The 18,832-nt window shown below is 67.5% G+C and carries 16 protein-coding genes; 7 read left to right on the top strand and 9 right to left on the bottom strand.

Features of this window, described 5'->3' with window-relative positions; translation table 11 throughout:
- Nucleotides 1–1,254: a multifunctional CCA addition/repair protein gene (locus tag AC57B5_RS15720; RefSeq protein ID WP_496399885.1), complete on the bottom strand. Its 1,254-nt coding sequence runs from the start codon at nucleotides 1,252–1,254 to the stop codon at nucleotides 1–3.
- 94 nt (nucleotides 1,255–1,348) lie between these two features.
- On the opposite strand from AC57B5_RS15720, the gene AC57B5_RS15715 reads away from it, so the two are divergent.
- Complete coding sequence (locus tag AC57B5_RS15715; protein WP_496399884.1) at nucleotides 1,349–2,890, top strand: M20/M25/M40 family metallo-hydrolase; 1,542 nt, start codon at nucleotides 1,349–1,351, stop codon at nucleotides 2,888–2,890.
- Between the two features lie 32 nt (nucleotides 2,891–2,922).
- Here AC57B5_RS15715 and AC57B5_RS15710 read toward each other — a convergent pair whose 3' ends face one another.
- Nucleotides 2,923–3,612: a glutathione S-transferase family protein gene (locus AC57B5_RS15710; protein WP_097203783.1), complete on the bottom strand. Its 690-nt coding sequence runs from the start codon at nucleotides 3,610–3,612 to the stop codon at nucleotides 2,923–2,925.
- A gap of 97 nt (nucleotides 3,613–3,709) precedes the next feature.
- Here AC57B5_RS15710 and queC point away from each other — a divergent pair, with 97 nt between their 5' ends.
- The gene (gene queC / locus AC57B5_RS15705; protein WP_179217950.1) at nucleotides 3,710–4,453 is read left to right on the top strand and encodes a 7-cyano-7-deazaguanine synthase QueC; all 744 of its coding nucleotides are present in this window, start codon (nucleotides 3,710–3,712) and stop codon (nucleotides 4,451–4,453) included.
- Nucleotides 4,454–4,568: 115 nt separating this feature from the next.
- On the opposite strand, the gene AC57B5_RS15700 is transcribed toward queC, so the two are convergent.
- Nucleotides 4,569–5,141, bottom strand: coding sequence for a 5-formyltetrahydrofolate cyclo-ligase (locus tag AC57B5_RS15700; protein ID WP_088166002.1), 573 nt, complete (start codon nucleotides 5,139–5,141; stop codon nucleotides 4,569–4,571).
- A 15-nt stretch (nucleotides 5,142–5,156) separates the two neighbouring features.
- Between AC57B5_RS15700 and AC57B5_RS15695 the strand changes: the two genes are divergently transcribed.
- Together AC57B5_RS15695 and AC57B5_RS15690 are read left to right on the top strand one after the other, a co-directional pair.
- On the top strand, nucleotides 5,157–7,136 hold the full coding sequence (locus tag AC57B5_RS15695; RefSeq protein WP_496399883.1) for a lytic transglycosylase domain-containing protein: 1,980 nt from the start codon (nucleotides 5,157–5,159) through the stop codon (nucleotides 7,134–7,136).
- A 107-nt stretch (nucleotides 7,137–7,243) separates the two neighbouring features.
- A complete protein-coding gene (locus AC57B5_RS15690) occupies nucleotides 7,244–7,807 on the top strand; it encodes a DUF4124 domain-containing protein (RefSeq protein WP_496399882.1) in 564 nt (187 codons plus the stop codon).
- A 14-nt stretch (nucleotides 7,808–7,821) separates the two neighbouring features.
- Here AC57B5_RS15690 and AC57B5_RS15685 read toward each other — a convergent pair whose 3' ends face one another.
- The 4 genes from AC57B5_RS15685 to AC57B5_RS15670 form a co-directional block, all read right to left on the bottom strand.
- Nucleotides 7,822–8,502 (bottom strand): Fe2+-dependent dioxygenase, encoded by a 681-nt coding sequence (locus tag AC57B5_RS15685; protein ID WP_496399881.1) that lies wholly within the window; start codon nucleotides 8,500–8,502, stop codon nucleotides 7,822–7,824.
- A 79-nt stretch (nucleotides 8,503–8,581) separates the two neighbouring features.
- The gene (locus AC57B5_RS15680; protein WP_496399880.1) at nucleotides 8,582–10,882 is read right to left on the bottom strand and encodes a catecholate siderophore receptor Fiu; all 2,301 of its coding nucleotides are present in this window, start codon (nucleotides 10,880–10,882) and stop codon (nucleotides 8,582–8,584) included.
- 237 nt (nucleotides 10,883–11,119) lie between these two features.
- Nucleotides 11,120–12,091 (bottom strand): MBL fold metallo-hydrolase, encoded by a 972-nt coding sequence (locus AC57B5_RS15675; RefSeq protein ID WP_496399879.1) that lies wholly within the window; start codon nucleotides 12,089–12,091, stop codon nucleotides 11,120–11,122.
- 85 nt (nucleotides 12,092–12,176) lie between these two features.
- Nucleotides 12,177–13,877, bottom strand: coding sequence for an AMP-binding protein (locus AC57B5_RS15670; RefSeq protein ID WP_034390222.1), 1,701 nt, complete (start codon nucleotides 13,875–13,877; stop codon nucleotides 12,177–12,179).
- 170 nt (nucleotides 13,878–14,047) lie between these two features.
- On the opposite strand from AC57B5_RS15670, the gene AC57B5_RS15665 reads away from it, so the two are divergent.
- Entirely contained in the window at nucleotides 14,048–15,046 is a 999-nt protein-coding gene (locus tag AC57B5_RS15665) for an esterase/lipase family protein (RefSeq protein ID WP_496399878.1), read from the top strand.
- Here AC57B5_RS15665 and phhA read toward each other — a convergent pair.
- Nucleotides 14,995–15,891, bottom strand: a complete 897-nt coding sequence (gene phhA, locus AC57B5_RS15660; RefSeq protein WP_063327318.1) for a phenylalanine 4-monooxygenase — start codon at nucleotides 15,889–15,891, stop codon at nucleotides 14,995–14,997. The genes AC57B5_RS15665 and phhA overlap by 52 nt on opposite strands.
- Nucleotides 15,892–15,955: 64 nt before the next feature.
- Nucleotides 15,956–17,038 (bottom strand): Bug family tripartite tricarboxylate transporter substrate binding protein, encoded by a 1,083-nt coding sequence (locus AC57B5_RS15655; protein ID WP_081816118.1) that lies wholly within the window; start codon nucleotides 17,036–17,038, stop codon nucleotides 15,956–15,958.
- Between the two features lie 375 nt (nucleotides 17,039–17,413).
- Between AC57B5_RS15655 and AC57B5_RS15650 the strand changes: the two genes are divergently transcribed.
- Both AC57B5_RS15650 and AC57B5_RS15645 read left to right on the top strand, forming a co-directional pair.
- The gene (locus AC57B5_RS15650; protein ID WP_012203199.1) at nucleotides 17,414–17,896 is read left to right on the top strand and encodes an Lrp/AsnC family transcriptional regulator; all 483 of its coding nucleotides are present in this window, start codon (nucleotides 17,414–17,416) and stop codon (nucleotides 17,894–17,896) included.
- Between the two features lie 136 nt (nucleotides 17,897–18,032).
- Nucleotides 18,033–18,758, top strand: coding sequence for a GNAT family N-acetyltransferase (locus tag AC57B5_RS15645; RefSeq protein WP_013804260.1), 726 nt, complete (start codon nucleotides 18,033–18,035; stop codon nucleotides 18,756–18,758).
- Nucleotides 18,759–18,832 lie beyond the last annotated feature (74 nt).

Below are 18,832 nucleotides of genomic sequence, written 5' to 3'. Positions count from 1 at the left end.
TCAGGCCGCCTGCGCCAGCCAATCGGCCACGGCCTGCGCGCGGGCTGCCTGCACGGCCTCGCCTATGGCCTTGCCCTGTTTGCCGCGCGCGGCGGCCTGGGCCGCGATGTCCGAGGTGGAGATGGACAGCGCGGCAGCCAGCGCATCGCGCAGGCGGGCGCGCTGGGGGTAGGGCCGGTCCTCGAAACCCAGGCGCCCCCGCGCGTCGCATTCACAGGCCGCAAGGGCCTGCTCGAAGCGCGCGGGCTTGCGGATGGCGTCGCAGCGCTCCAGCAGGCGCACGATGGCGGCGCCGTTGAGCTCGCCGCTGCGGTGGATGTTGCCGTGCTCGCGCGCCACCACGTCGCCCAGTTCGCGGCAGTCGGTGGGCACGCGCAGCCGCTCGCCCACCTTTTCGGCCAGGCGGGCGCTGCGGTGCTCGTGTCCTATGTGGCGCGGCAGCACATCGGCCGGGGTCGTGCCCTTGCCCAGGTCGTGCACCAGGCAGGCATAGCGCACGGGCAGCGGGGTGTCCAGCTGCGCGGCCATGTCCAGCACCATCATGGCGTGCACGCCGGTATCGACCTCGGGGTGGTATTCGGCACGCTGGGGCACGCCCCACAGGCGCTCCAGCTCGGGCAGCAGCACGGCCAGCGCGCCGCATTCGCGCAGCAGCTCTAACATGCGCGAGGGCTGGCGCTCCATCAGGCCCCGGCTGATCTCCTGCCAGACGCGTTCGGGCACCAGCGCATCCACCTCGCCGGCGGCCACCATCTCTTGCATCAGGGCCATGGTTTCCGGTGCCACCGTGAATTCGTGGAACCGTGCCGCAAAGCGCGCCACGCGCAGGATGCGCACCGGGTCTTCGCGAAAGGCATCGGTCACATGGCGCAGCACCCGGGCCTGCAGGTCGGCCTGGCCGCCGTAGGGATCGTCGATGGCGCCTTTGCCATCCCAGTCCGGCGGGGCGGCCATGGCGTTGATGGTCAGGTCGCGCCGGGCCAGGTCCTGCTCCAGCGTGACGTCGGGCGCCGCCTGGACGACGAAGCCGCGGTAGCCCGGCCCGCTCTTGCGCTCGGTGCGCGCCAGGGCGTACTCCTCGTGGGTTTCGGGGTGCAGGAAGACGGGGAAGTCCCGCCCCACGGGCATGAAGCCGCGCTCGGCCATCTGCTCGGGCGTGGCGCCGACCACGACCCAATCGCGGTCATGCACGGCCCGCCCCAGAAGGCGGTCGCGCACCGCGCCGCCCACCATGTACACCTGAAATTCGCTCATCCCGCAATGGTACGGCCTGCGCGGTGACATGATGGCGGGCTGCACCGGGCGCCGAGGGGCGCCGTATGCCCATTTTCCATTTGGAGACAAAACCATGGCTTGGTCCTTTCGACCGCGTGTTCCTGCCCTGATCCTGGGCCTGGCGGCTGCCGGCCTGCTGTCCGCAGCCAGCGCCGCACCGCTGGCCGACACCACCCGGCAGGCGGCCCGTGCCAGCCTGCATGAATGGGTCCAGGTGCTGGCCCTGCCCAACGACGCCAATGTGCCGGCCGACATCCAGAAGAACGTGGCCTGGTTTGCCAAGGCCTTCGAGCGGCGGGGCTTCGAGGTGCGGCAACTGGTCAATGGCGACAAGCCCATGCTCATGGCCACGCTGCCGTCGGCTGGGCCGGGGCGCAAGACCGTGCTGTTCTACGCCCACCTGGACGGTCAGGCCGTCAAGCCCGAGGAGTGGCAGCAGGCCAGCCCCTGGCAGGCCACGCTCAAGCAGCGCCAGCCGGACGGCCGCTGGGCCGCGCTGCCGCTGGAGCAGCTGTACGGCGAGCAGCCCGATCCGCAGTGGCGCGTGTTTGCGCGCTCGTCCTCGGACGACAAGGCGCCCATCGTCATGCTGCTGGCGGCGCTGGATGCGCTCAAGGCCCAGGGCAAGCAGCCGGGCGTGGACATCAAGGTGCTGCTGGATTCCGAAGAGGAAAAGGGCTCTCCCACGCTGGGCCGCGTGATCGGCGAGAACCTGGCTGCGCTGAAGTCCGATGCCATGGTGGTGCTCGACGGTCCCATGCACGCCAGCAACCGGCCCACCCTGGTGTTCGGCAACCGGGGCATTGCCCAGGCCACGCTCACTGTCTATGGCGCCAGCCAGGAACTGCACAGCGGCCACTACGGCAACTACGCGGCCAATCCGGCCCAGACCCTGGCGCGCCTGCTGGCCAGCATGAAGGGCGATGACGGCAAGGTGCTGATCCAGGGCTACTACGACGGCATCGAGTTCGATGCGCAGGCACGCGAGGTGATGCAGGCCGTGCCCGACGACGAGGCTGCGCTGCGCAAGCGCCTGGGCATTGCGAAGGCCGAGACCGTGGGTCGCAACTACCAGGAGTCCATGCAGTACCCCTCGCTGAACGTGCGCGGCCTGCAAAGCGCCGAGGTGGGCAGCAAGGCGCGTACCGTCGTGCCCTCCGTGGCCGTGGCCGAGATCGACATGCGCACCGTGCCCGAAACGCCTCCCGAGCGGCTGGAGAAGCTGTTGCGCACCCATATCGAGGCCCAGGGCTTCCATCTGGTCGATGGCCCGCCCACGGCCGAGCAGCGTGCCAGCCACCCCAAGCTGGCCACCCTCAAGCTGGGCGGTGTATCAGCCTCCGGCTCTGCCGTTCGCACACCGCTGGATGCCCCTGTCGGCCAGTGGCTGCGCAAGGGCATGAACAAGGCCTGGGACAGCGCCCCGGTGCAGATCCGCATGATGGGCGGCACCGTGCCCACGGGCGCGGCCGTGCAGGCGTTGAAGATTCCCTTCGTCATCGTGCCCCTGGTCAATGCCGACAACAACCAGCACAGCTTTGACGAGAACATGCGCCTGGGCAACTACTTCGATGGCGTGCACAGCCTGGTGCATCTGCTGGCCGAGCCGTTCTGACAGGCGGCAGACTGGCAGCAGACAGGCGGCACTCAGCCCGCCGCAGCCGTGCGGTACGGCTCCTCGAACGGCCGGAAATCATGCTCGGCCAGTGCGCCCTGCACCCAGTCCTGCACGCCGGGCAGGGCGCGCACGCGGCGCACATAGGCGTCGATGGCCGGTGCCACGGGCAGCTCATAGGTCGCCAGGCGCATGCACACGGGGGCGAAGAAGGCATCGACAATGCTGAACTGGTCGTACAGCATGGGGCCGCTGGCCGTGGACAGCAGCGGTTGCCACAGCTCGGACAGGTGCTGCACATCGTCGCGCAGTGCGGCGTTCTCTGCCCATAGCCGCGCGCCGACCTCGGGCAGCTGGGCCTCGATGTTCATCGGGCACAGCGAGCGCAGGGCGCCGAAGCCGCTGTGCATCTCGGCGCAGAGGCTGCGCGCGCGGGCGCGGTTCAGCGCCAGCGTGGGCCACAGGTGCTTCTCAGGGAATTTCTCGGCCAGGTACTCGCAGATGGCCAGGCTGTCCCAGATGGCCATGCCTTCATCCATGAGCACGGGCACGCGGCCCGAGGGTGATAGCGCGCGGGCGCGCTGCTTGAAGGCGGACTGCTCGTCGAAGCTGTCAAAGCGCAGCATGACCTCTTCGAAAGCAATGCCGGCCTGGCGCATCAGCACCCAGGGGCGCATGGACCAGGACGAATAATTCTTGTTGCCGATATAGAGCGTGAGCATGGCCGCAACCTCCGCGATAGGCCCTACAGCTTAGCAAGCATGGCAGGAAAACCCATGTAGGAGCCGGGCGCTGCCTGGGCGCGCTCTAATGCGTGCCATGCAAAACGATAGCTCTTCTCCCCAGGCGCCAGCGGCGCGCCACACGGCTGCGCTGGTCCTGTTTTCCGGCGGCCAGGATTCGACCACCTGCCTGGCGCAGGCGCTGTCACTGTACGAGCGCGTCGAGACCCTGGGTTTTGACTACGGCCAGCGCCACAGCGTGGAAATGCAGGTGCGCCAGCAGGTGCGCGAGCGGCTGGCCAGGGACTTTCCCCAATGGGCACCCCGCCTGGGCGATGACCATGTCCTCTCGCTGGACGTGCTGCAACAGATCGGCGGCTCCTCCCTGACCGAGGACGTGGCCTTCGCCATGCAGGCCGACGGCCTGCCCAACACCTTCGTGCCCGGCCGCAACCTGCTGTTCCTGACCCTGGCGGGCGCGCTGGCCTACCGGCGCGGCCTGTCGGTGATCGTCACCGGCGTCTGCGAGACCGACTACTCCGGCTACCCCGACTGCCGAGACGACACCATGAAGGCCATGCAGCTCGCCCTGAACCTGGGCCTGGAGCGGCGCCTGCGCATCGAAACGCCCCTGATGTGGATAGACAAGGCCCAAACCTGGCAAATGGCCCACGACCTGGGTGGCGACACCCTGGTGGACCTCATCCAGCGCGACACCCACACCTGCTACCAGGGCACGCGCGAGACGCTGCACGACTGGGGCTACGGCTGCGGCACCTGCCCCGCCTGCGACCTGCGCGCCCGCGGCTGGACCCAATGGCGGGCTGCCTGCTCCCCCTGAGCGGCTTACGCCGCTTCCCCCTCTCTCGCACGCGGGAGGGGGACGACACCCTCGGTGCGGGGCGGCCCTTCCTCGGTGTCTCTGGTTCGGGTGGCGCCAGTTTTATCCGACGCAGTTAAATCGGCCAGACGACTCCGTGGTCGTTCAAGATGGCGTCCAGGGGCAGGTCGTGCGGCTCGGGCTCGAACTCGTCCACATAGCCGCAGCCGTAGCCCAGGCCCACGGTGAAGGGCTTGGGCTGCAGTTCGGCCAGGGTGCGGTCGTAGAACCCCCCGCCATAGCCCAGGCGGTAGCCGCCGGCCGCGTAGCCCACGCAGGGCACGAACAGCAGGGTGGGGGTCAGGGTTTCGGTGTCCTTGGGCTTGGGAATGCCGTAGGCATCCTCTTCCATGGGACAGCCCGGGTACCAGGCGTGAAAGCTGAGTGTCTTACGCTGCTTGTCAATCACCGGCAGTCCGATTCGGCGCCTTTGTGGGGTACCCTGTAGCTCGCCATCTTCCTTCCAGCGGTGAAGCGCGGGCAGCGGATCGAACTCTCCCTTGATCGGCCAATAGGCGCCGATCACGGTGTCGGGCCGCTGTATCAGCCAAAAGCGCATGACCTGTTGCAGCGCGTCGGCGCGCTGCAGTCGGTCAGGAAGATTGAGGCGCTGGTCTATCAAGCTGCGGCGCAGGGCTGCTTTGTCCATCAGATAATTTCCTCCATGCACTGGCTGAAGATTTTGACACCGCTTTTGGCGGCTTCCCTCTGGACCACCGCAGCCACGCCTGCGCTGGCGCAAAACCGTGGCGACGATGTCTTGCTGGAAATGCAGCAGGCCTTCCGCAAAGGCGACAAGGCCAAGCTCACGCAGCTGCTGCCTTCTGCGCGTGGCCATGTGCTCGAACCTTGGGCCGCGTACTGGGAACTCAAGGCCCGGCTGGATGAAGCCAGTGCCGATGAGATTCTGGGGTTTTTCAAGCGCTGGCCCGGCACCTACCAGGAAGACCGGCTGCGCAACGACTGGCTGCTGCTGCTGGGGCAGCGTCGCGACTGGGGCATGTTCGACCAGGTGCATGGTGCGTTTCGCATGCGCGATGACCGCTCCGTCAGCTGCTACGCCCTGCTGATCGACAGCATCAAGGGCCAGCCTGCTGCCAACCTGGGCCAGCAGGTGCGCGACCTGTGGTGGGCCCAGCGCGACGCCGACGACGGCTGCACCTACGCCGCCGGCGAGCTGTACGCGGCCAAGCAGATCAGCGAACCCGAAGTCTGGCGCAAGGCGCGCCAGGCGGCCGAGGCCAATCGCCAAAAGGCCACGCGCGATGCGGTGGCCATCGTCGCTCCCGAGGCCTTGCCCCAGGTGGCGCAGGTCTTAGCCTCGCCCGCCAAGTACCTGGCCGGGCAGACGCGCGTGCGCGGTGCCGTGCCCAAGGAGCTGGCGCTGCTGGCGCTGATCCGCATGGCCTCCAGCGACCCGGCGGCGGCGGCCACCCAGCTCGAAGGCGGCTGGGGTGCCCGGCTGACGGCCGAGGAGAACAACTGGGCCTGGGGCGTGATCGGCAAGCAGGCAGCACTCAAGCTGCAGCCCGAGGCGGCGACCTATTTCGGCAAGGTGCGCAAGGACGGCGACCTCAGCGATGAACTGCTGGGCTGGAAGGTGCGCGCCGCGCTGCGCGCCGGCGACTGGCGCACGGTGCGCCGCGCCATCGACGCCATGGGTGCCGAGCGTACCGATCCCACCTGGACCTACTGGAAGGCGCGTGCCCTGCTGTCAGGCCGCCCCAGCGAGCAGGAGCGCTCCGAGGCGCGCCAACTGCTGGAGGACATGGCCGGCTCCGGCAGTTTCTACGAGCAGCTGGCGCTGGAGGATATCGGCCAGCGCGTGGCGGCGCCACCTCCGCCTGCGCCGCCCACGGCACAGGAGAAGGCCGCCGCCCGCGCCAACCCCAGCCTGGTGCGCGGCCTCTACGCCATCCAGAACGGCCTGCGCAGCGAAGGCGTGCGCGAATGGAACTACGCCACCAACCTGCACCAGGCCGGCGGCATGAGCGACCGAGAACTGCTGGCCGCCGCCGACCTGGCCTGCCAGCAGCAGGTCTGGGACCGCTGCATCAACACCAGCGAGCGCACCCGCAGCTTTGCCGACTGGAGCCAGCGCTTTCCCATGCCCTTCCACGACACGGTGCTGGCGCGCTCGCGCTCCATCGGCCTGGACCCGGCCTACGTCTATGGCCTGATCCGCCAGGAAAGCCGCTTCATCATGGATGCCCGCTCGGGCGTGGGCGCCTCGGGCCTGATGCAGGTCATGCCGGCCACGGCCCGCTGGACGGCGCGCAAGATCGGCATGACGGACTTTTCTCCGTCCATGATCAATGACCGCGAGGTGAACATCACCATCGGCACCGCCTATCTGAAGCTGGCGCTGGACGATTTCGACGGTTCCATGGCGCTGGCTGCGGCAGGCTACAACGCCGGTCCCGGCCGCCCGCGCAACTGGCGCAACGGCCCGGTGCTCGACGCCGCCATCTGGGCCGAGAACGTTCCCTTCACCGAGACGCGCGACTACGTGAAGAAGGTGCTGTCCAACACCACCAACTACGCGGCGCTCATCACGGGCCAGCCCCAGTCGCTCAAGAGCCGCCTGGGCACTATCGGCCCCCGCGATGCAGCCACGCCCGACCCCAGCAAGGACCTGCCCTGAGCCGCACTTGACATTCCTGCGGGGTGCAGCGTCGCCTGGCGTTGCTACACTTGGTTACCGACAGGCGGGCCGCATGCCGCGGCCCGGATACCGCAGGGGTTTCAACAATGACAACAACATGGAGCCGCGCGGCCTGGGCCGCGCTGGGTCTTGCATGGGCGTGCACGGCGGCAGCGCAGCCGGTCTACAAATGGGTGGACGCGGAAGGGCGCACGCACTACGGTTCGCAACTGCCCGTCGACCAGGCCGATGCCGGCCAGATCAAGGTATCGCCCAATGGCAGCTCGGGCGCAGGCTCGGGCCGGTTTGGCGAAGAGCGCAATCCCGACGGCACGAAGAAGCTGCCCAAGCAGGTGCGCGAGATGGCGGACGGCGTGGCCAAGGGCCTGAGCAAGGTCGACTCCAAGGAGGTGCCGCTGAACTGCGCCGCCGCCGTGGACAACATCCGCAGCCAGGTGGACACCATGGTCGAGAACGGGCAGAAGAACGTCAAGGGCGGCTACATCACCCAGGCGCAGTTCGATGCAACCGCCGGCAAGTTTCGCGAGGCGCGCACCCATGCCACGGTGGCCGACTGCCAGGCCGCCACGGGCCGCTCCAAGGCCATGTACCAGTGCATGTCCAGCAGCTACAACCACCTGATCGGCTGCGCGGAAAAGCACAAGCCCTGAAGCGATCCGATTCCTCAGGTCTCCGCCCACATGCGCAGCAGGTTGTGATATTGGCCCGCGAGGCTGAGGGTTTCATCGGTCTCGCCCAGTTTTTCGCGCAGGCGCTGGATGGTCTGGTCCATCTCGAACAGCATGGCCCGGCGTGTGTCGTCGCGCACCATGCTCTGCGCCCAGAAAAAGGAGCACACGCGCTCACCCCGGGTGACCGGTTCCACGCGGTGCAGGCTGGTGGAGGGGTAGAGGATGAGATCGCCGGCCGGCAGCTTGACCTCGTGCGTGCCGTAGGTGTCCACCACGACCAGCTCGCCGCCGTCGTAGTCCTCGGGATCGCAGAGGAAGAGGGTGCAGGACACATCGGTGCGCATCCACTGCTGCGCGCCTGACAGGCGCCGCGCCGCACCGTCCACGTGCAGGCCATAGGTTTCACTGTCCGCATAGCGGTTGAACAGCGGCGACATGGTGCGCGCGGGCAGGGCGGCACTGAAGTACAGCGCATTGGCCGCCAGCGCCTGCTCGATGATGCGGCCCTGCTCCAGTGCCACGGGCGAGTCTTCGGGCAACTGGCGGTTGCGCTTGACCCGGGCGCCCTGGCTGCCTGCCGTGGCACGGCCATCCACCCAGTCGGCGGCATCGATGGCCGAGCGGATGGCGGCAACCTGCTCGCGCGTGAGCACGTGGGGAATGTGCAGCAGCATGGTGTATGTCCTTGCATCGGGAAGCCCCGGCGGGGAGAGGGGCTGACGGGGGCGATGGCCGGGTGCCCGGCCCTTGCATTCAGAACTTCAGCGTCGCGACCAGTCTGGCCGAGCGTGCCGTACCCGGGATGTAGCGCGCGCCGCCGTTGTTGAGGCTGGCCACGTATTTCTTGTCGGCCAGGTTGTAGATATTGAGCTGAAGGCGCAGGTTCTTGCTGACCTCGTAGGCCATGAAGGCGTCATACACCCAGTAGGCCTGGGCGCTGGGCATATTGGTGGTGGCCTGCACGGCGGAGTTGCTGACCAGGCGTGCCATCCTGTCCATGTAGCGGGCTCCTCCGCCCAGGGTCAGTCCGTTGCCGAAGCGGTAGGTGCTCCAGCTGGTGAAGCTCAGCCTGGGCGACCAGTTCAGGTGCGCGCCGGTCTGGGAGGACGTGCCCTGCGCTATGTTGGTGTTCATGCGCGCCAGGCCGGCCGTGATGTTCCAGGCCGGCGTGATCTGGCCGACGGCGCCCAGCTCCATGCCCTTGACCTGCTTCTTGCCGTACTGGGTGACCACGCCCGTGACGCTGTCTATGGTGCCCAGGTCATTGCGCACCGTGGTCTGGAACAGCGCGGCCGTCAGCAGCAGACGCCTGTCCAGGATGTCCCACTTGGTTCCCACTTCCAGGTTGGTGGCCTTGGAGGGGTCCATGCTGGAGTGGTTGATGTTGCCCTCTGTGGCACTGAGCGCGAAATTGCTGCCGCCCGGTGGCTGCTGCGACGTCGAGAGGCCGGCATAGATGCTGCCGTAGTCCACAGGCTTGAAGACCAGGCCCAGTTTTGCGCTGAGCAGGCTGCCCCTGCTGCTCAACTGGGTGGTGGTCTGCGCACCCGTGCCGACATTGGGGGCCGTGGTGTTGTCGTTGGCGCTGCGGTAGCGGTCCCAGCGCAGGCCGCCGTTGAGTTGCCACTGTGGACTGAACTCGATGCTGTCGAAGACATACAGTGCAATGGTTTTGGTGTTGCCTTCGCTGATCTGGCCTGTGTAGCGGATGTCCTGGCCCGTGATTGGATCGTTGACGTTGGGGTCATAGAGGTTGGCGGGCGCCATGGTGCCGGCGCCCGTGCGTCCCCTGGAGGTCTGCTTCTCGTAGATCAGTTCCAGGCCCGCGCTCAGCGCGTGCTGCAGTCCGCCGGTCTTGAAACTCGATGAAAGATTGCTCTGGTTGGTGAGCAGTTGGTTGAATTGCCAGCGCAACTGGCGCGAGCGCGAGGCAGTCCAGGTGGCGGGGTCCGGGCGACCCACGGCGCTTGCGCCGCTTCCGTCGCTGACGATGCCCGAGGTGCCCGTGAGCAACTGGTCGATCTTGCTGCGTCCCACGCGCGTGATGTTGCGCACCGTGGTGCCGGGTGACAGGTCGTGCTCGAAGCGCACGGTGGCCTGGTTCAGCTCGGTCTTGCTGAAGTCGTCCAGGCTGCCGTAGAAGTTGGACGGGTCCACGGGCCGTATGTCTTTGATGCCCAGTATGGACAATGCGCCGTTGTAGAAGCCTGGAAGTCCCACGGTGGGCACGCCGCCATCGGGACGGTTGTCGTATTGCAGCAGTTGCATGTCGGCGATGAGGCGTGTGGGCGTGCCCAGCCCCAGGGCCAGCGATGGCGCCATGCCCATGCCCTGGTCGCGCACGAAGTCGCGGCCTGCGACACCACTGCTCTGGACCATGGCGTTCAGACGCAGGGCGGCGGTGTCGCCGAGCTGCCGGTTCAGGTCTGCAGTGGCGCGGTTGGTGTCGGCGGTGCCGGTGCCAAGGCGTATCTGCGACAGATCGCCCAGCATCGGCAGCTTGGTGCGCATGTTGATGCTGCCGGAAGGCGCGCCGCGCCCGTACTCGGAACCCGAGGCGCCCTTGACGATCTCGATGTCCTCGATGTTGAAGGTGTCGCGCACCGAGCTGCCCAGGTTGCGCACGCCGTCGATGAAGATGCTGCCTGTGGTGTCGAAGCCGCGCATGAAGATGTTGTCCTTGCTGTTGGAGTTGCCGCCTTCTCCCAGCAACAGGGTCACGCCGGGCGTGTTGCGCAAGGCTTCCTGCAAGGTGGTTGCTTCCTGTTCCTCCATGACTTCCCGGCGTATCACCGACAGGGTCTGGGGCGTGTCCACCAGCGGGCGGGTGAACTTGGGGGATGCTGCCTTTTGCGCCTTGTAGCCGCCGTCATGGCGGTCGCGGACCTGGACTTCCCCGAGTGTCTGGTCCAGCGGAGCTGGCGTGGCGGGCTGCGCCTGGATCTGCATCGGCAGGCTCAGTGCCATCAGCGTGGCGGCGATGCCCACGGCATGCGGCCGTGTCGCAGCCGCGCAGTGCTTGCGGCCGGTGATGTGATTGGTGTGGTGAGCCATGCCCGCCTCCCTCGCTGTGCATGATTGGATGCTGGCTGGCGGGGCGGCTGGACGCGGAGCGCGTCATGTGGCAGGCCTGAGGCTCGCTCTGATCAGCGCAGGCACTTGGCCTGCAGTGCGATTCCCGTGGACGTCAGGAGCGCCTTTTTGCTGATCAGCGAATGCTAGTCATTGCCATTTGTGAAATCTATCAGAGCATTCTTAATTTCTTTTACGTCTATCGCAGATCTGTTTCGTTCAGGCGTTGTGAACCCATTCGCCCTCGCGCTGCGCCGCGCCCGATTGCACCAGCGCATCCACCAGCGCGCGGCTCCAGTGCTCGGCGGTCTCGTGGCTGAAATAGCCTGCATGCAGCATGCCGAAGTAGGGCGTGGCGGCCAGCCAGGCCAGCAGATCGGTGGTGCGTATGCGCTGCCAGTCCAGCAGCCGGTACTTGAGCAGCACCTTGGCCGCGTAGAGCGCGTGGCGTTCGGGTGCGCGCACAAAGCCGTCCAGGCGGCGGCGCGCCGTGTCCAGCGCGGCGGCCACGCCCGTGAAAACGCCGCCGTGGCCGGGGACGATGGTGAGCGGTGCCAGGCCTTCGATCACGTCGAGCGTGGCGGCCACCTCGTCGAAGGCGCTCAGGCCCTCGATCTCGGGGAAGACCACGCCGAAGCCGTTTTCCCAGAGCGCGTCGGCCGAGATCAGGGTGCGGCTGGCGGGCTCGAACAGGATGATGGAGTGCGGATCGTGCCCGGGCGCGGCATGGATCTGCCAGTCGCGCCCCGACAGCCGCACGCTGGTGCCGGGCTGCAGCACGCCGGTCAGCGCAAATTGCGGGCATTCCTGGCCGGTGGGCGTGTAGCTCAGTGCAGCGGGGTTCCAGTCGCGCACGAAGGCGGCCTGGCCAGGTGCGGCGTAGGTTCTGGCCTGCGGCCAGTGCGCCTGCAAGGCAGCATTGCCGCCGCAGTGATCGCTGTGCAGATGGGTGTTGAGGATGCGTGCCAGCGGTTGGCCGGCCAGCGTCTGCTCGATCAGCAGCACGGTCTGCCCGGCATGGCTGACGTAGCCGGTATCGACCACGGCAGCGCCGTCGTCCTGCGGGTCGTCCACAGGGACATCGGCATCGGCGGCGAAGACGATGTTGTTGGCCGACAGCCAGCCGCGTTCCAGCACGGTCATGCCGGGGGGCAGCGCGGCGCTGTCGCTGGTTGGGGCGGAAGTTGTCATGAGGAGGTGGGCGGCTTTTGCCCAAGGCTAACAGCCGCAGGCAGCCACGGCTGACGCGTGGGCTACAGCTGAGGCCGTGCGGGTTTCAGGCGGGATCGCGCAGGGCGCGCCTGAGGATCTTGCCTACGTTGGTCTTGGGCAGTTCGTCGCGGAACTCCACCGTGCGCGGGCGCTTGTAGCCGGTGAGCTGGTCATGGCAAAAGCGCATCACCTGGTCCTCGGTCAGTGCCGGGTCGCTGCGCACCACGTAGACCTTGATGGCCTCGCCCTGGCGCTCGTCGGCCACGCCCACGGCTGCGCATTCGAGCACGCCGGGGCACATGGAGATCACGTTCTCCAGCTCGTTCGGATAGACGTTGAAGCCGCTGACCACCATCATGTCCTTCTTGCGGTCGATGATGCGGGTAAAGCCCTCCTGGTCCATCACGCCGATGTCGCCGGTGCGCATGTAGCCGTCGGCCGTGAAGGCCTTGGCGGTTTCGTCGGGCTGGTTGTAGTAGCCGCGCATGACGTTGGGGCCCTTGATGCACAGCTCGCCGGCCTCTCCCATGGGCAGGTCTCGGCCTTCGTCGTCCTTGATGGCGATGGAGATCCCCGGCAGCGGCAGGCCGATGGTGCCGCTGAAGGAGGTGGTGATGACGGGGTTGTTGGTGCCGATGGCGCAGGTCTCGCTCATGCCCCAGCCTTCGATCATCACGCTGCCCGTGACCTGCTGCCACTGGCGCGCCGTGCCCTCGCTGGCGGCCATGCCCCCGGCCTGCGACACGCGCAGTTGCGAGAAGTCCAGCTCTCTGAACTGGGCGTTGTTGAGCAGGGCGTTGAACAGGGTGTTGACGGCCGGCAGGATGTGGAAGGGCCGTTTTTGCAGCACCTTGACGAACTTGGGGATGTCGCGCGGATTAGGGATCAGGCTCAGGCTGGCGCCCATGCGCATGGCAAACAGGCTCACCGTGAGCGCGAAGATGTGGTACAGCGGCAGCGCCGCGATGATGTGCGTGTCCTGGGCCTTCACGCGGCCATGCAGCGCGGGCGTGAACCAGGCATGGGCCTGCAGCGTGGCGGCCACGATGCAGCGGTGGGTGAGCACGGCGCCCTTGGACAGGCCCGTGGTGCCGCCCGTGTACTGCAGAAAGGCCACCGAATCCAGCCCCGCCTGGCTGGGTCGCAGCTCTTTCTGGGCGCCGCGCGCCAGCGCCTGGGAAAAGGTCGTGACCTCGCGCACCGTGCCGCCCGCGCCGTCCAGCGGCAGGCTGTAGGCCGGCACCATCTTGGCCAGGTGGCGCACGGCGAAGGTGATCCAGCTGCCGTACATGCCGCCCAGCAGATCGCCCATGGCCGTGACGCAGACATGGCGTATGGCGCTGCGCTCGATCACGTCGGCCAGGGTGTGGGCGAAGTTCTCCAGGATGATGATGGCCGTGGCGCCCGAGTCCTTGAGCTGGTGCTCCAGCTCGCGCGGGGTGTACAGCGGATTGACGTTGACGCAGGTGTAGCCGGCGCGCAGCACGGCCGCCATGCTCACGGCGAACTGCGGCACATTGGGCAGCATGATGGCCACGCGCGCATCGGGCTCCAGGCCCAGTCCCTGCAGCCAGGCGCCCAGGCGGGTGGACAGCTGGTCCAGCTCGCGGTAGCTCATCCAGCGGTCCATGCAGACCGAAAAAGGCAGGTCCGCATGCTGGGTGAAGGCCTCCTCCAGCAGGTGTGTGAGCGAGCGGTATTGCTCGGGATGCACCTCGTGAGGCACATCGGCGGGATAGTTCTTGAGCCAGGGCGCAGCGTCCATGCAGGGTACCTTGGGTTGCTGGGAAGACAGGGGGACAGCGAAGTTGCAGGCGCCGGTCGGCCGGCCACCGCTGCGGCCGATTCTGGTCAGGCGGGTGCTTTGCGGTCTACACGGGGTTGTCCTAGGGCCTGTGCTACGTTGGCTTCTTTTTTCATTGGGGACGGGCTGCCGTGAACGCACGCATTCTGCAAATGGTGGCGCTGGGCACGCTGGCGGGCGCCGCGGCCTGGCTGGCATGGTGGTGGCCGCGTTCACCCGGGCTGGCGCTGGCGGGGGCGCTGCTGGGCCTGTGCTGGCCGGGCCTGCACCTGGGCCTGCAGATGCTGCTGATGCGCCGCGTGGTGCGCAAGGCGGGCGCGCCCGTGCCGTCGTGGCGCACGGTGGCGGCAGCCTGGCTGGCCGAGTGGCGGTTGGCCGTGCAGGTGTTTGGCTGGCGGCTGCCGTTTCGCGCCCGTGCCCAGGCCGATGGCTGGCCTGACGGCGGCACCACCGGCCAAGTGGGTGCGATGGGCCAGGTGGGCGTGGTGCTGGTCCACGGGTTCTTCTGCAACCGCGCGGTCTGGGCGCCCTGGCTGCGGCGGCTCAAGGACGGCGGCATTGCCTGCGCTGCCATGACGCTGGAGCCGGCGCATGGCGCATCCATCGACGCCATGGTGGCCGACCTTGACGCCTGCGCGCGCCGCATGGCCCAGGCCACGGGGCGCGCTCCGCTGATCGTGGCGCACAGCATGGGTGGCCTGGTGGTGCGGGCCTGGCTGGGGCACCTGTCGGCGCAGGAGCGCCCGCAACTGGCGGCCCACGTGGTGACGCTGGCCACACCGCACCGTGGCACCTGGATGGCGCGCTTCGCCCATGGCCTGCCGGCGCTGCAGATGCGCACGGACAGCGCCTGGTTGCAGCGCCTGGGGCCGCCGCCCTCGGACGTGCCCTTCAGCTGCTGGTGGAGCTGCTGCGACAACATCGTCTTTCCATTCCCCGTGGCCACGCTGCCGGGGCAGGATGCGCACCGCCTGGACGATGTAGCCCACGTGCAGCTGGTGTTCGACGAGCGCGTCTGGCGCTTTTGCCTGGCGCTGCGCGAGCGGCTTCAGGCTGCAGATTCCTGCAGCGCCGATTCCTACAGAGCGACCTCGCCCGGCAGCAGCGCATCTGCCGCGACGGTGGGCTGATCGCGCAGCTGGCGGTACAGCGGCTCGAAATCGGCGGCCGTGAGGTCGAACAGCTGCTGCAGGTCGTCGATCACGAAGTAGGTGTGCTGGTAGCTGTCGATCTTGTAGAGCGTGCGCATGGCGCGCTCCAGCGACAGCGGCAGGCGCTGCGGCTCGGGGCTGCGCACCGAGTAGTTGAGTTCGCCCGATGAACTGAGAATGCCCGCGCCATAGGCGCGCAGGCCGCCCTGCTCGCGGATCAGGCCGAACTCGATGGTGTACCAGTACAGGCGCGACAGCATCTCGCAGGCGCCCAGCTCGGCCGCCTTGAGTCCGCCCTGGCCGTAGGCCTGGATGTAGTCGGCGATGACGGGGTTGAACAGCAGCGGCACATGGCCGAAGAGGTCGTGGAAGACATCGGGCTCGACGATGTACTCGAACTCCTCGGGCTTGCGGATCCAGTCCGTGACCGGGAATTTGCGGTTGGCCAGCAGCGAGAAGAAGGGCACCTCGGGAATCAGCCCGGGCACGCCGACGATCTCCCAGCCCGTGGCGCGGCGCAGGCGCTCGTTGACTTCCTCGAAGCGCGGAATGCGGTCCTTGGCGCCCAGCGAGGGCAGGGCGTCGATGAAGTGCTGGCTTGCCAGGCCCGGCAGCAGGGCGGACTGGCGCTCGTACAGGCGCCGGTAGGTGTCGTGGTCGGCCTCGGTGTAGGCGTCGTAGTCCTGCGCGCAGGTGTAGTCGTCGCTGGCGCGGCTGTAGTCGCCGCGCGGGGGGCGGTCGGCCTGGCCGTAGACCACGGGTGCCACACCGGGGGCGTGGGCGGGGGCGTGGGACGAGGTGGGGGTCGCTGCGGTGCTCATCATGGTGCTCTCCAAGGATCTTGTCATTGCCGCCCCGGGCCGGGGGCAGGCAAGGCACCTGCGCGGCTCAGAGCTGGCGGATTCGGGCGGCCTGTACCAGCAGGCCGTATTTGCTGTGCTCGGAACGCACAAAGCGCGCGAACTCCTGCAGTTGCAGTTCTTCGGGCAGCACGCCCATGGCGGACAGGGTGTCCTGCACCGGGCGGCTGCGCATGGCCTGCGAGAACGCGGCGGCATGGCGCTGCGCCTGTTCCGCGGGCCAGCTGGCCGGCGCAAACAGGCCGAACCAGTTGGCCATGTTGAAGCCCTGCACCGTGTCGTTGAGGCTGGGCACCTCGGGCAGCAGGGGCGCGCGCTCCAGCGTGGTCACGGCCAGGGCCTGCAGCCGCCCTGCGCGGATATGCGGCAGCGAAGACGCCAGGCTGTCGAACAGCAGGTCGGCCGAGCCGTCGAGCAGGGCCGACAGTGCCGGCTGCGTGCCGCCGAAGGGCAGGTGCAGCAGCGGCAGCCGCGTGAGCATCTGGTACATCTCGCCCGACAGGTGGCCGCTGCTGCCCGGACCGCCCGAGGCATAGCGCAGCGGCTGGCGGTGCTTGGCAAGAAAGCGCTGCAGGTCCAGCGGCGTGCGTATGCGCCACTGGCGTGCCAGATCGCTGCGCATGACCAGCACATTGGGCATGCGCGCCACCAGCACCAGCGGCTGGAAGTCGCGCAGCGGGTCGTAGCCCAGCTGGGGCTGCAGCCAGGGCAGCACGGCATGGGTGGCGGCCGCGCCCATCAGCAGCAAGCGGTCCTGGGCGGTGGCCTGGGCCACCATGTTGGAGCCCTTGGCGCCGCCGTCGCCCGGCACATAGAGGATCTGGATGGCTCCCAGCTTCGCGGTGCTGGCCTCGACCAGCGGCCGTGCCGTGCGGTCCAGCGGGCCGCCGGCCGCATAGGGAACGATCAGGGTCAGGGAGTCGGACTTCGCATCGCGCGTCTGGGCGGCGGATGGCTGCTGGGCCTGCGCCGCCGCAGGCAGCCAGGGCAGGGCGGCCAGTGCTGCCAGCAGGCTGCGCCGCGCCAAACGGGCCGACGGCTGCGGGCCGGCTGGCGCAGGCGCACGGGCATGGCGTGACATGGCGCGGTTGGCGTCGTGGCGGGGCGTCATGGCGTGAAGCGAAATGGAGGCGATCCCCGCAGTATAGGCAGCGTGGGCAGGCCGGAAGGCGTGGACGATGCATGTCCCGTTGGCGCTTGACTGTTTGCGCGCAGGCCTGGGCGGCAGCCTGGTTCAGCGGGGCATTCATGGGGATCTCCGGCCAGTTCAGTGCAGGACAGTCGGACGGGCGCCATGGCCGGCGCCTGCGTCTTCTCGATCGGTGCTGTCACTGTAGGCGGGAGGGGCTTCAGCTTTTTGCCGTTTGCCCGTGGAGGGAAAATGCGAAATGCATGAAAATTGCGGAATTCTTTCGTTTATCGCAATTTAACTGGTTAATTCGGGTTAACCCTGAAGAAATCCGTACTTATTTACGAGTCCACCGCCATGAGCGCCACGCACAACATCGACAAACTGGATCGGGCCATTTTGCGCCGCCTGCAGGCCAACGGCCGGGAAACCTATGACGTCATCGGGGAGCAGGTCGGCCTGTCTCCCAGCGCCGTGCTGCGCCGGGTCAAGCGCCTGGAAGACGGCGGTGTGATCGATCGCTACGTGGCCCTGGTCCAGCCCGAGACGGTGGGCCTGGGGTTGACCGCCTATCTCAACGTGCGCCTGGAAAAGTACACCGAGACCAGCAAGCGCAACCCCATGGACGTGTTCCGCGCCAGCGTGCAGACTTGGCCCGAGGTGGTGGAATGCGTGTCACTGACCGGCGAAATGGACTACCTGATGCGCGTGGTCGTGGCCGATATGCAGCACTACACGCGCTTCGTCATGGACACCTTGCTCAAGCACCCCAGCGTGCAGGACTGCAAGACCAGCTTCGTGATGGACCGGGTGAAGGTGACCACGGCGGTGCCTCTGTAGCCACGAAGGCTCGGACAGGCGCCTGGCCGTCGAGAGGTGCAGGGAGGGAAATTGGTTTGCATGCCAAAACCTTACGGTTTTGTTGCATTGCAATATCTCCGTTGCTCGACATCGGGTTTTTACCTATATTTGAGCCATGAATGCATCCAAAGACTGGTTGAAGGCGTCCTGGCAGGCCGGCCGGGACATGTTGCGTGCGAGCGCAGGCCAGCCGCACCGTCCCGATGGGCGCTCCGCGTCCATGGTGCCCATTCGCTCGCTGGGCCCGTCCCACCGCGAGCGCGTGGTGGCGCATTTGCTCAAGCTCGATGAAGGCGACCGCTACCTGCGCTTCGGCTATGCCGCCAGCGACGAGCAGGTCCGCCGCTATGCCATGCAGCTCGACTTCGAGCGCGATGACATCTTCGGCATCTACAACCGCCGGCTCGAGCTGATCGCCATGGCGCACCTGGCCTTTGCCTCGCATCCCGAGCACAAGAGCTGCGCCGAATTCGGCGTCTCCGTGCTCAAGCAGGCACGTGGCCGTGGCTATGGCGGGCGCCTGTTCAACCGCGCCGTGATCCATGCACGCACCAAGGGCGTGTCCATGATGTTCATCCACGCGCTGTCGGAGAACACGGCCATGCTCAGGATTGCGCGCAAGGCCGGCGCCACCATCAAGCGCGATGGCTCCGAATCCGAGGCCTACCTGCAACTGCCGCCCGCCGGCATCGACACGCACATGGCGTCTCTGATGACCGAGCATATCGGCGAGGTGGACTACCAGTTCAAGAAGCAGGCCAAGCAGTTCTGGGATTTCCTGGCCGACGTGCAGGAAATCCGCCGTGGCGTGCAGGATGGCCGCCATCAGGCCGGCGAATAAGCGCAAAACGCCGCAAGGGAATTGGCGCAGCGCATGCAGGGGTGACGGAGCAATCCGCTATCCTTGCAGCTTGT

The sequence above is a fragment of the Delftia sp. BGA-UO-ETr-SB1 genome, assembly GCF_059567865.1.
This window is presented reverse-complemented; position numbering and strand designations above follow the sequence as displayed.